The 13,126-nt window shown below is 59.3% G+C and carries 9 protein-coding genes; all 9 read right to left on the bottom strand.

Going from position 1 to position 13,126, the window contains the following annotated elements; genetic code table 11:
* Position 1: 1 nt before the first annotated feature.
* On the bottom strand, positions 2-4,450 hold the full coding sequence (gene gltB / locus N7333_RS14000; protein ID WP_011920767.1) for a glutamate synthase large subunit: 4,449 nt from the start codon (positions 4,448-4,450) through the stop codon (positions 2-4).
* Between the two features lie 237 nt (positions 4,451-4,687).
* Positions 4,688-6,283, bottom strand: coding sequence for an AAA family ATPase (locus tag N7333_RS13995; protein ID WP_279858993.1), 1,596 nt, complete (start codon positions 6,281-6,283; stop codon positions 4,688-4,690).
* A 10-nt stretch (positions 6,284-6,293) separates the two neighbouring features.
* On the bottom strand, positions 6,294-7,397 hold the full coding sequence (gene aroB / locus N7333_RS13990) for a 3-dehydroquinate synthase (RefSeq protein ID WP_011920765.1): 1,104 nt from the start codon (positions 7,395-7,397) through the stop codon (positions 6,294-6,296).
* Positions 7,398-7,572: 175 nt separating this feature from the next.
* A complete protein-coding gene (gene aroK / locus N7333_RS13985; RefSeq protein ID WP_003246673.1) occupies positions 7,573-8,091 on the bottom strand; it encodes a shikimate kinase AroK in 519 nt (172 codons plus the stop codon).
* A gap of 5 nt (positions 8,092-8,096) precedes the next feature.
* Complete coding sequence (gene pilQ / locus N7333_RS13980; RefSeq protein WP_279858992.1) at positions 8,097-10,166, bottom strand: type IV pilus secretin PilQ; 2,070 nt, start codon at positions 10,164-10,166, stop codon at positions 8,097-8,099.
* Between the two features lie 54 nt (positions 10,167-10,220).
* On the bottom strand, positions 10,221-10,745 hold the full coding sequence (gene pilP / locus N7333_RS13975) for a type 4a pilus biogenesis lipoprotein PilP (RefSeq protein WP_129481888.1): 525 nt from the start codon (positions 10,743-10,745) through the stop codon (positions 10,221-10,223).
* Complete coding sequence (gene pilO, locus N7333_RS13970) at positions 10,745-11,365, bottom strand: type 4a pilus biogenesis protein PilO (protein WP_129481889.1); 621 nt, start codon at positions 11,363-11,365, stop codon at positions 10,745-10,747. The genes pilP and pilO overlap by 1 nt, the downstream gene beginning before the upstream one ends.
* Positions 11,362-11,934, bottom strand: coding sequence for a type 4a pilus biogenesis protein PilN (gene pilN / locus N7333_RS13965; protein WP_129481890.1), 573 nt, complete (start codon positions 11,932-11,934; stop codon positions 11,362-11,364). Before pilN ends, pilO begins: the two co-directional genes overlap by 4 nt.
* Positions 11,934-12,998: a pilus assembly protein PilM gene (locus tag N7333_RS13960; RefSeq protein WP_003246678.1), complete on the bottom strand. Its 1,065-nt coding sequence runs from the start codon at positions 12,996-12,998 to the stop codon at positions 11,934-11,936. Before N7333_RS13960 ends, pilN begins: the two co-directional genes overlap by 1 nt.
* Positions 12,999-13,126: the final 128 nt, after the last annotated feature.

The raw sequence follows: 13,126 nt of genomic DNA, 5'->3' as shown, positions 1-13,126 counted from the left end.
CTTATTGCGGGTTGGCACGGGTGCTGGACAACAGCGACTTCAGGCTCGCCGCTTTCGGTTTCACCAGCCAGAACTTGCGCAGGTAATCGTCCAGATTCTCCAGCAGGTTCTGACCCCACTCGCTGCCGGTCTCTTCGACGTACTCGGCGAGTACGCTTTCCAGGTGGCTGCGGTAGGCCTCCATCGCTTCATTGTTGATGCGCTGGATTTCCACCAGTTCGTGGTTGACGCGGTCGTAGAAGCCGTTGTCCATATCGAGCACATAGGCGAAGCCGCCGGTCATGCCCGAGCCGAAGTTGTAGCCGGTCTTGCCCAGCACGCAGACGAAACCGCCGGTCATGTACTCGCAGCAGTGGTCGCCCGTGCCTTCCACCACGGCGTGGGCGCCGGAGTTGCGCACGGCGAAACGCTCGCCCGCGGTACCGGTGGCGAACAGCTTGCCGCCGGTGGCGCCGTACAGACAGGTGTTGCCGATGATGGCGCTGTCCTCGGTGGCGAACGGGCTGCCGGCAGGCGGGGTGATGACGATCTTGCCGCCGGTCATGCCCTTGCCTACGTAGTCGTTGGCATCGCCTTCCAGGCGCAGGTTCAGACCACCGGCGTTCCATACGCCGAAGCTCTGACCGGCAGTGCCCTTGAAGCGGAAGGTGATCGGTGCGTCGTTCATGCCCTGGTTGCCATGCACGCGGGCGATCTCACCGGAAATGCGTGCGCCGATGGAGCGGTCGCAGTTACCGATGTTCAGCTCGAACTCACCGCCGGTCTTGCCGGCGATGGCGTCCTTGGCCATGTCCACCATCTTCTCGGCCAGCAGGCCTTCGTCGAACGGCGGGTTCTTCGGCACCTGGCAGAACTGCGGCTTGTCGGCCGGGATATGCGCGCTGGCCAGCAGCGGCGACAGATCCAGGTTGCCCTGCTTGGCGGTTTCGCCCGGCAGCACTTCGAGCAGATCGGTACGGCCGATCAGCTCCTCCAGGCTGCGCACGCCCAGCTTGGCCAGCCACTCGCGGGTTTCCTCGGCGACGTAGGTGAAGAAGTTCATCACCATCTCGACGGTGCCGATGAAGTGATCCTTGCGCAGCTTGTCGTTCTGCGTGGCCACGCCAGTGGCGCAGTTGTTCAGGTGGCAGATGCGCAGGTATTTGCAACCCAGCGCGACCATCGGCGCGGTGCCGAAGCCGAAGCTCTCGGCGCCGAGGATGGCCGCCTTGATCACGTCCAGACCGGTTTTCAGACCACCGTCGGTCTGCACCCGTACCTTGCCGCGCAGGTCGTTGCCGCGCAGGGTCTGGTGGGTTTCGGCCAGGCCCAGTTCCCAGGGCGCGCCGGCATAGCGGATGGAGGTCAGCGGCGACGCGCCGGTGCCACCGTCGTAACCGGAAATGGTGATCAGGTCGGCATAGGCCTTGGCCACACCGGCAGCGATGGTGCCGACACCGGCTTCCGCCACCAGCTTGACCGACACCAGCGCCTTCGGGTTGACCTGCTTGAGGTCATAGATCAGCTGCGCCAGGTCTTCGATCGAATAGATGTCGTGGTGCGGCGGCGGCGAGATCAGGGTCACGCCCGGTACCGCATAACGCAGACGCGCGATCAGGCCGTTGACCTTGCCACCCGGCAGCTGGCCGCCCTCACCGGGCTTGGCGCCCTGGGCCACCTTGATCTGCAGCACTTCGGCGTTGACCAGGTATTCCGGGGTCACGCCAAAGCGGCCGGTGGCCACCTGCTTGATCTTGGAGCTCTTGATAGTGCCGTAGCGGGCCGGGTCTTCACCGCCCTCACCGGAGTTGGAGCGACCACCCAGACGGTTCATCGCCTCGGCCAGCGCCTCGTGCGCCTCCGGCGACAGCGCGCCGAGGGAGATACCGGCGGCGTCGAAGCGCTTGAAGATCGACTGCAGCGGCTCGACTTCGTCGAGGCTGATCGGCGTGGCGGACTCCTTGACCTTGAGCAGGTCGCGGATCATCGACACCGGACGGGTGTCGACCAGCGTCGAGTATTCCTTGTACTTGGCGTAGTTGCCCTGTTGCACGGCTTCCTGCAGCGTGCGTACCACGTCCGGGTTGTAGGCGTGGTATTCACCGCCGTAGACGAACTTGAGCAGACCGCCCTGCTGGATCGGCTTGCGGTTGTTCCAGGCCTCGAAGGACAGCAGCTTCTGCTCGCTCTCGATATCGACGAAGCGCGCGCCCTGGATGCGGCTGGCCACGCCGCGGAAGCACAGCTCGGTGACTTCATCGGCCAGGCCGACGGCCTCGAACAGCTGCGCGCCGCGATAGGACGCGACGGTGGAGATACCCATCTTCGACAGGATCTTCAGCAGGCCCTTGGAAATGCCCTTGCGGTAGTGCTTGAACACTTCGTACAGATCGCCCAGCACTTCGCCGGTGCGGATCAGGTCGCCCAGCACTTCGTAGGCCAGGAACGGGTACACCGCCGAGGCGCCGAAGCCCAGCAGCACGGCGTAGTGATGCGGGTCACGCGCGGTGGCGGTTTCCACCAGGATGTTGCAGTCGCAGCGCAGGCCCTTTTCCACCAGGCGGTGATGCACGGCACCGGTGACCAGCGACGCATGCGCCGGCAGCTTGCCCGGGGCGATGTGACGATCGGTCAGCACCAGCAGCACCTTGCCGGCGCGCACGGCTTCCTCGGCCTGATCGGCCATGTTGCGCACGGCGGCTTCCAGGCCCAGCGACTCGTCGTAGTTCATATCGATGACATGACGGTCGAAGCCCGGACGATCCAGGTTCATCAGCGCGCGCCACTTGGCCGGCGAGATCACCGGGCTGCTGAGGATCACGCGGGTGGCATGCTCGGGCGATTCGCTGAAGATGTTGCGTTCGGCGCCCAGGCAGATTTCCAGGGACATGACGATCGCCTCGCGCAGCGGGTCGATCGGCGGGTTGGTGACCTGCGCGAACTGCTGACGGAAGTAGTCGTAAGGCGAGCGCACGCGCTGGCTGAGCACCGCCATCGGGGTGTCGTCGCCCATGGAGCCGACCGCTTCCTGGCCCTGCTCACCGAGCGGACGCAGCACCTGGTCACGCTCCTCGAAGGTGACCTGGAACATCTTCATGTACTGCTTGAGCTGGTCCGGGTCGTAGAAGGGCGAACCATGGTCGCGGTCTTCCAGCGTCGCCTTGATGCGCTGGGCATGCTTGCGCAGCCACAGCTTGTAGGGATGGCGCGACTTCAGGCGGCTGTCGATGGACTCGGTGTCGAGCACCTGGCCGGTCTCGGTGTCGACGGCGAGGATCTGCCCTGGGCCGACACGGCCCTTGGCGATGACGTCCTCGGGCTGGTAGTCCCACACGCCGATTTCCGAGGCCAGGGTGATGTAGCCGTTCTTGGTGGTGACCCAACGCGCCGGGCGCAGACCGTTACGGTCGAGCAGGCACACGGCATGGCGACCATCGGTCAGCACCACGCCGGCCGGGCCATCCCAGGGCTCCATGTGCATGGAGTTGTACTCGTAGAACGCGCGCAGGTCGGCGTCCATGGTCTCGACGTTCTGCCAGGCCGGCGGAATGATCATGCGCAGGCCGCGGAACAGGTCGATGCCACCGGTGACCATCAGCTCGAGCATGTTGTCCATGCTCGAGGAGTCGGAGCCGACACGGTTGACCAGCGGGCCCAGTTCGTCGAGATCGGGGATCAGCTCGTTGGCGAACTTGGTGCGACGGGCCTGCGCCCAGTTGCGGTTGCCGGTGATGGTATTGATCTCGCCGTTGTGCGCGAGGAAGCGGAAGGGCTGCGCCAGCGGCCACTTCGGCAGGGTGTTGGTGGAGAAACGCTGGTGGAAGACCGCGATGGCGGTCTGCAGGCGCTCGTCACCCAGATCCGGGTAGAACTGCTGCAGGTCCGCCGGCATCATCAGGCCTTTGTAGATGATGGTCTTGTGCGAGAAGCTGCAGATGTAGTGGTCGGCGTCGTCGGCATTGGCCACCGAAGAACGACGGCGGGCGCTGAACAGCTTGATGGCGAATTCCTGGTCGCTCAGACCCTCGCCACCGATGAACACCTGCTCGATCTGCGGCAGGCGCTCCAGCGCCAGCTGGCCTAGCACGCTGGTATCGATCGGCACCTTGCGCCAGCCCACCAGTTGCAGGCCGGCCGCCAGGATTTCGCGATTCATGTTCTCGCGCGCGGCCTCGGCCTTGGCCGGATCCTGATTGAAGAACACCATGCCCACGGCATATTGCGCAGGCAGTTCGACGCCGAATTGCTCCTGGGCGATGGCGCGCAGGAATTGATCGGGCTTCTGGATCAGCAGGCCGCAGCCATCACCGGTCTTGCCGTCGGCGTTGATACCGCCGCGGTGAGTCATGCAGGTGAGGGCCTCAATAGCGGTCTTGAGCAGGTGATGACTAGGCTCACCTTGCATGTGGGCGATCAAGCCGAAGCCGCAGTTATCCTTGAACTCATCAGGACGGTACAAACCTGCTTTCATAGGGGAAACTCTCACCAGGCTGCCTAGACTTCAGGCAAATTGCTTTCTAATTCAACCGCTTAGCCATGAAAAGCGGACACGGGCCAGCTTTGCGTAGGCAAAAGGGAGGTCATTGTACATATCCACCCATGCCGTCACAAATCTTCGTGACGAAGCAATGAAAACTTATGTCGCGAAAACGAAGGATAAGACCGCCAGGTCGTGCTAACGACCAGGCGGTCATGCCAAGCAGAGCGTTTAGCGGCTCATCTCCTGCTGGATGCTCGCCAGCGTACGCGGCCAGGGCTTGTTGGCCTGCAACTTGGCCGGCAGCGTCTTCACCGCCGCCTGAGCAGCATCACGCGTGGCGAAGCTACCGTAGGTCAGGACGTACAGCGGCTGCCCCTGGTGCATCTTCTTGAAGTAACGGTACTCGCCACCCCCTTCGCGCACCAACGCCTGGATATTGGACTCCGACCGCGAGCCCACGACCTGCAGCGCATAACGAGAGCCGGGCTGCTGCGCGTACCAGTTGCTGGCAGCGCTGCTCGGTGCCGCTGGCTGAGCCGGCGCCGACTTGGGCTCGGGAGCCGGCGCTGGAGCTGGAGCTGGAGCAACGACCGGCTTGGGAGCAGCGGGTTCGGGCTGCTTGGCAGGTGCAGGTGCAGGTGCAGGTGCAGGTGCAGGTGCAGGTGCAGGTGCAGGTGCAGGTGCAGGTGCAGCAGGGATTGGATCAGGCGGCAGGGTTACCGTCGAGCGTTCAGGAGAAGCTGGCGGCTCGAAATTGTCCAGCTCTTCACCAGCGGCCTCGGCCAGAGGCTGGCGAATGACCGTCTGCGCCTCGCCCACCAGCGGCAATGGCAGCGGTTGGCTGGCACCGGCAAACTCGATGGCCGGCGTGCGACTTTCAGTCGCAGGCGCCTGAGCCGGCTCACCGGCCTCCACCGCCAGTGCCGAAGACTGCAAAGGCAGCGTGGTATTCGTGGCTACCGGCGCAGGGGACGACTCACGTCCCTGCATGAACCAGGCAGCGGCAACGCCGACCAGCACCACAGCCAATGCCAGCAGATGCTTCTTCGGCAAGGAGAATCCACCACCTGCACCGCGCCCAGCCGAACGCTGGGCCAGCATCTGCTCGACCAAAAGCTCTCGCGCCTCCTGGTTGATGCCTCCCGGCCACCCCTGAGAGCGCAGATGAATCTCCTCGATCTGCTCCTCGCTCAGCACGTCAATGCCCTGTCCGGCGCCCTCCAGGCGCTGCGCCAGGTAATCGCGCGCTTCCTCCTCGCTGTAGGGCTGCAGCTCGATGGCGTGATAGCACTCCTCACCACCGGCCAGCGCCTCCAGCCGGCTCAGCAGGTCCTGCTCGGCGAAGAGAAACACATGCGGCCGCCCCTCACTATCGCCCTCGGCCAATGCCAGCACGCTTTTCAACGCGGCATCGTCCAGCTGGTCGGCATCATCGATGAGCAGGTAGACCTCCTGACCGGTCAGGGCTAATTGCCCCACCTGCGTCAGAATCGAGCGCACATCCGCCTGAGCGACCGAAAGCCCCTGGGCCACCTGACGCAGCAACGCCTCGCTACCCGCCACACCCTGGGCGATCACCACACTTTGCACCGCCTGCTTGTTGGTGCTAGCGACCAACGCCTGGCGCAGCAGGGTCTTGCCGCTACCCTGCGGACCGACTACCGCCAACAACAACTGGCTGTAGCGCGCCAGATGATGCAACTGCCCCAGAACCGGCTTGCGCTGGGCGGGGAAGAACTTGAAACCGGGAACACGCGGCGCGAACGGGTCGTGACTGAACTGGTAATGCGCCAGGAAAGCTTCATCAGCATGCAAACTGGTCATGGATCACTCTTCAAGAGTTGAACGACTGAGCCAGCGCTACGTAGTCGCTACGCAGCGTGGCGTCGAGAATTTCACGCGGATAGTCGGCGGTAACGACGGCCTCCCCCAGGCGCTTGAGCAACACCAGGCGCAACTGGCCATCCAGCACCTTCTTGTCTACCGCCATATGTTCAAGAAACTGCGCCGGCGTCATGTCCCGCGGCGGCACGATAGGCAATCCCGCGGCCTGCAGCAGACGAACGCCGCGATCGCGCTCGGCGACGGAGATCCAGCCAAGCCGATGAGACATTTCCAGCGCCATCACCGTACCGGCAGCGACCGCTTCGCCATGCAACCAGACGCCGTAGCCCTGCTCGGTCTCGATCGCGTGGCCGAAGGTGTGACCGAGGTTCAGCGTCGCACGCACCCCAGATTCACGCTCATCCGCCCCGACCACCTGCGCCTTGGCAGCGCATGAACGTTCGATAGCATAGGTCAGGGCATCCTGATCAAGGCTGCGCAGCGCAGCCATGTTGGCTTCGAGCCAGCCCAGAAACGGCTCGTCGCAAATCAGGCCGTACTTGATCACCTCGGCCAATCCGGCCGAAAGCTCGCGCGCCGGCAACGTATCGAGGCTGGCGGTATCGATCAGGACCGCCTTGGGCTGATAGAAGGCACCCACCATATTCTTGCCAAGCGGATGGTTGATCCCGGTTTTCCCCCCCACCGACGAATCGACCTGCGACAACAGGGTGGTGGGCACCTGGATGAAATCCACGCCGCGTTGATAGCAGGCAGCCGCGAAGCCGGCCATATCGCCGATTACCCCGCCACCGAGCGCAACGACCGTGGTGCGACGATCATGACGCGCCGTCAGCAGGCCATCGAAGATCAGTTGCAGGGTTTCCCAATTCTTGAAGGCCTCGCCATCGGGCAGCACCACCGTGGCGACATTGAAACCTTCCAGCGATTTCAACAGGGTTTGCAGGTAAAGAGGTGCGACGGTTTCATTGGTGACCACTGCAACCTGCCGCCCCGCGACGTGACGAGACAGTAATTCGGGACGCGACAACAGCCCGCTCCCGATATAGATCGGATAGCTGCGCTCGCCGAGTTCAACGTGAAGAGTCTGCATGAGGCCCCCAGGATAAAAAGGGCTCTAGGATAACGCAGTTCGGCCCGACTTTAGCGTGCCAGTCGCGTAGCGATAGCTGTCGCCTTTCGCTTGGGAAGAAGCGGCGAACAGCGCCTGACGAGGTGGGATTACCGTACAGGCTCTGATCATTCGCACCGCCAGAGCGGCACGCCCGTTAACGGGGCGACAAGTCTTCCAGACGCGCGAGAATTTCCTGCACCACCATCCGCGGCGGGCGCTCGTCCGTCTCGATGACAATATCCGCGACCTCCCGATAAAGCGGATCACGCACCGCCATCAGATCGCGCAGCACTTGCGCGGGATTGGCGGTACGCAGCAGCGGGCGATTGCGATCCCGTGAAGTACGGTCGATCTGCTGCTCCACCGAGGTGTGCAGATACACCACGCGACCTCCAGCATGCAGCGCCTGGCGATTCTCCGGACGCATCACCGCCCCACCGCCAGTGGCTAACACAAGACCATCCTGCATCGACAGCTCGGCGATTACCGCCTGCTCCCGCTCACGAAAGCCCTGCTCCCCCTCCACATCAAAGATCCAGGGAATATCGGCACCGGTCCGCTGCTCGATCTCCTTGTCGGAGTCCTTGAAAGGCAAACGCAGCTCTTTGGCAAGCAGACGCCCGATGGTGCTCTTTCCAGCTCCCATCGGGCCAACGAGGATTACATTGCGCACTTAGGTCATCGGTTCACGGCAATGGCTTGAGTGTTCAGAATACGCGGAGTCAAGAAGATAAGCAGCTCCGACTTTTGGTCGGTGACCACATCGCGACGGAATACGCGGCCAAGATAGGGCAGGTCTCCCAAGAACGGAACTTTGTCAACAGCCTTGGATTGCGTATTGGAATAAACGCCGCCTATAACAATCGTCTCACCGTCTGACACGAGGACTTTTGCGTTAACCTCATTCTTCTTGATAGGCGGTACACCAAGCACAGCATTTGTGTAATCCGGCTCGTCCTTATTGACTTTAACCTCGATAATAATCCGATTATCAGGGGTAATTTGAGGCGTCACCTCCAGAGCCAAAGCCGCCTCCTTGAAAGAAACGGTTGTAGCACCGCTCGAACTGGACTCTTGGTATGGCACCTCGGTCCCCTTAAGGATCTTCGCCGTTTCCTTATCGGCCGTCACGACTTTCGGCTGAGAGACAATCTCGCCATTCCCTGTTTTTTCCATCGCAGAAAGCTCAAGATCTAGAATGGTATTATCCGTTACAAAACCGATACCAATTCCCGACGTTCGCCCCGTCACCCCTAGATCAACGAAGGGAAAGTTACCACTTGCCTCATCCCCAGAGTTCCCGCTTTCATCCCCGTTATCGTCGTTACCATAGCCAACCCACTTACCCCCGCCAAATACCTTAGTCCCCCCCCAGCGCACGCCAAGAGCTTTCTCATAATCGACATTGGCCTCAACTATTCTGGCCTCAATCATTACCTGGCGAACTGGAATATCCAATTGAGCAACAATTCTTCTGAGCTCATCCAAACGCTCTTGAGTCTGATAGGCGATGATGCTATTGGTTCGATCGTCGACAGTAACAGAACCTCGCTCGCTGCCGCCCTCTTCAATATTAGCTACCGATTGGAAGAGCGTAGCTATATCTGAAGCCTTCGCATAGTTAACCTGAATCAACTCTCTGCGCAGCGGGGCCAACTCCGCAATCTGCTTCTGAGACTCCAGCTCCTGGCGCTCGCGCGCAGCTATCTCATCAGCGGGTGCGACGAGTAGGACGTTACCAACTTTTCGCTTATCTAGCCCCTTGGTCTTCAAGACCAGATCAAGCGCCTGGTCCCAAGGAACGTTTTGCAAACGCAGGGTAATATTTCCTGCAACAGTATCACTGGCAACAAGATTCAGATCCGTAAAATCAGCGATCAACTGCAGAACGGAACGAACATCAATATCCTGAAAATTGAGCGACAGCTTCTCGCCCGTATAGGCAAATCTCTCTGCCTTGCGCCGATCAGCGTCATCTTGACTCAACGGCTTCACACTGAGCGTTAGCTTATTTTCCGTTTGATACGCCAAATAATCATATAGACCCACAGGCTCGACAATGATACTTGCACTCCCCGAAACGTGCGTAGCACTGACAAACTGCACAGGAGTCGCAAAATCTTTAACATCCAGCCGCACCCTTAAAGAATCGGGCAATTGCGTCTTGGCAAAATCGAGGCGGATTTTTCCACCCTGCTCTTGTATGTTAGGCGTTACCGTTGCATCGGAAAGAGTAATGACAACATTACCCTCCCCCTGCTCCCCACGCTGAAAATCTATATTACTTACAGATTTTCCGGCGCTGACAGCATGACCACCAGACACCGGCGCAACAGCCACTGGCGCAACCGCCGGTGTATTAGCGACAGTCCCCGCCCCAACCAGCACATAGAGATTATTGCCCTCTACCCGAGTACTATAAGGCGCTAAATTAGTGAGATTGACTATCAAGCGAGTCCGATCCTTGGCCTCCACAATCGTTACACTGCGAGCGTTCCCCACGCCAAGCTCACGATTCTTGGCACCGAGCTTGTTGGTCACACCTGGTAAATCAAGCGCGATCCGCGCCGGCTGTTCGATTGTGTAACCTCGAGGAGCCGATACCGGCTCATCAAACGTTAGCCTGAGCTCAACGCGATCACCTGGGAGACTTGCTACATCGAGAGCTTGTAAGTTTGCCGCCAACACCATAGGCGAAGACATAGCAAGCAGCAACACGACCCCTATACGCGACAAAGAGCTCTTCATTCTCATATTCCGGCTGACAGACTGAGTAATTATATTCATTTTGTACCGCCCTTCTTAAGAGCGCTCCTTAAGGGAAAGGCTCCGCGGCCGCTCCAGCCAGCCACCCTCGCCATCGGGAACAATTTCAACAACATCCACCTTCGAACTATCGATTGCGGCGATACGGCCATGATTACGTCCGAGATAGTCGCCAACCTTGACTCGATGAACCCCTCCCGCACCACTAACAAGAGCATAGAAGCCAGAAGTATTCTCTAACGTACCGACCATTTCGAATGTTTCTATATTGAAACCTTCAAGGAACTGTTTAACACGACTCTCGTCAGGCTTGACCTCTTGCCCTCCTTTCTGCCGACTGACCATATCGATCTTGACTGGCGGCTGAAAAGGGCTGCGCAAGGAAGCAGCACGATAAGTAAAGCTTTCATAGGGTTGGAATGTTGGCAGAGGCTCAATAGCGCCCTTAGGCCTAGCCCGAACCTCATCCATGTAGGCTTGCAAATCCGAAAACCCACCACCGCCACCACAACCGGACAGCACAGCAACACAGAATACAATAACAAGCGTATAGCGACTCATTATTGGACCCCCTTATCATTATAGCGATAAGTTTTGGCCAAGATATTCATACCAAGAGAACTTCCCGCCTCAGTTTTTAGGGGCGTGAGCTCGAAATCATGCAAAGTCACAATTCGTGGCAGACTAGCAACACCACTAACAAAGGTCGCCAAATCGTGATAGCCGCCCGTCACTTTGATCTGTATCGGAAGTTCGATATAAAACTGTTGGGTGACTTCAGGTTGCAGCTTGATTTCCTCGAATTCCAAGCCACTACCCAGCCCTGTCCGGGTAATGTCTTCTAACAGCCCCGGCACTTCGGTATCACTCGGCAGCTGCCGCAGGAGCGCCCCGAACGAAACCTCCATTTCCTGCATCTGCTCCTTGTATGCCTCCAGATTGGCAGCCTGGAAGGCCTTACTGGAGAATTGTTCCTTAAGCGTGACTTCTTCCTGCTGACGCTGCTCGAGAACAGACTGAAGATCCTTGAGATGGAAGTTGTAACCAAGCGCAAGAACCAAGATAAGCAACAAGACGCCCGCGATAAATTTCACGGCACCCGGCCAAGATCCGACATTATTCAAGTCGAGATCATTGAGATCTATGCTGCGCAGCCCCTCCAGAGAATCCTTGATACTCATTGCGCCGCCTCCACTTTTTCCTGTTCAGGCTGGGTCTGCTGAACGGTCAGCTGGAACACGTTCGCTTGATCGAGAGCCCCCGCTGTAACCGCCTTGACCTCCGTGAGATTGGGAGCCGTCAGCCACTCAGAGCCATCCAGGTTACGCATGAGATTGGAGACACGATTATTCGACTCAGCAGCACCGACAATGGCTATATTCTTACCTTCCATTTTCACACCGGTGAAATACACCCCATCAGGTAATGTTCTCACCAACTGATCGAACACACGCCCAATGATTGGACGGTTGCCTTGCAAATCCTGAATGATCTTCATTCGTTCCAGAAGCTGCTGCCGACGCGTACGCAGTTCACTAATTTCCTGAATACGCGCATCAAGAACCGCAATTTCCTTCTTGATGAACTCATTACGCGCATTCTGATTATCGATTGCGGCACTCAACATCTGGTCCGCGAGAAAAACAAGACCAGCAGCAATGATAAGCACGCCGACAAGACTTACCAGAAACCGCTGCTTGCGCTCCTCGCGCAGCTGTTCACGCCAGGGAAGTAGGTTAATCCGCGCCATCAGTCGAAACTCCTCATCGCCAGACCACAGGCAATCATCAGTGCCGGCGCATCACTGGCCAGCGCACCGGCGTTGACCTTGCTGCTAAGCGCCATATCGGCAAAGGGATTAGCCACTAGCGTCTGCGTGCCGATCTTTTGCTGGATCAGTCGATCAAGATCGGGAATGGACGCGGTTCCACCAGCCAGAAGGATGTAGTCGACATCGTTGAACTGGCCAGCAGCAAAGAAGAACTGCAGGGAACGCGAGACCTGTTGAACGACAGCTTCCTTGAACGGTTGCAAAACCTCGCTGTCGTAGTCATCCGGAAGACCACCTTGCTTCTTGGCAAGGCCGGCTTCTTCGACGGAAAGACCATAACGACGCTGCACCTCCTCGGTCAGCTGCTTGCCACCGAAGAGCTGCTCGCGGGTATATATGGTGCGACCGTTGTGCAGCACGCTCAGCGTGGTCATGGTGGCGCCGATATCGACGACAGCCACGGTGAGCTCGTCGTGGCCGCCACCCAGCTGTGCCTCCAGCAGACTATAAGCACGCTCCAGCGCATAGGCCTCGACGTCGACCACCTTGGCCGTCAGGCCGGCAAGCGCCAGCGCAGCCTCGCGAACTTCGACGTTCTCCTTGCGGCACGCGGCGAGGAGCACTTCGACGCGCTCAGGATTACGCGCAGCAGGCCCCTGAACCTCGAAATCGATCGCGACTTCTTCGAGCGGATAAGGAATGTACTGGTCAGCCTCGATCTTCAGCTGGTTCTCCAGTTCATCCTCGGAAAGGCCGGCCTCCATCTCGATGGTCTTGGTGATGACCGCCGAACCGGCGACCGCTACGGCTGCGGTCTTGACGCCGGTCTTGGCCTTGGCCAAGACGCGTGACAGCGCCTGACCGACCCCCTCCAGCTCGGCGATGTTCTTCTCAACCACCGCGTTTGGCGGGAGCGGCTCGACTGCGTAAGCCTCTACCTTGTAGCGGCTTCCCGAGCGACTCAGTTCGAGGAGCTTGACCGAAGTCGAGCTGATATCGATCCCCAGCAGCGTATTCGCTTTCTTAGTGAAGAGCCCTAGCACGACCGTTTTCCTATTGGCATCCGCGACTTACGGACTATTTATGTTTTTCCACATTAAATATCAGTCTTGACAGAAGCGCAAATGGCTCCCCGGGAAAAAAAACGCTTATAATGTGAACAGCTTTTCCC

Origin of the sequence: Pseudomonas sp. GD04158, assembly GCF_029834875.1 — a bacterium.
GTDB lineage: Bacteria > Pseudomonadota > Gammaproteobacteria > Pseudomonadales > Pseudomonadaceae > Aquipseudomonas > Aquipseudomonas hydrolytica.
This window is presented reverse-complemented; position numbering and strand designations above follow the sequence as displayed.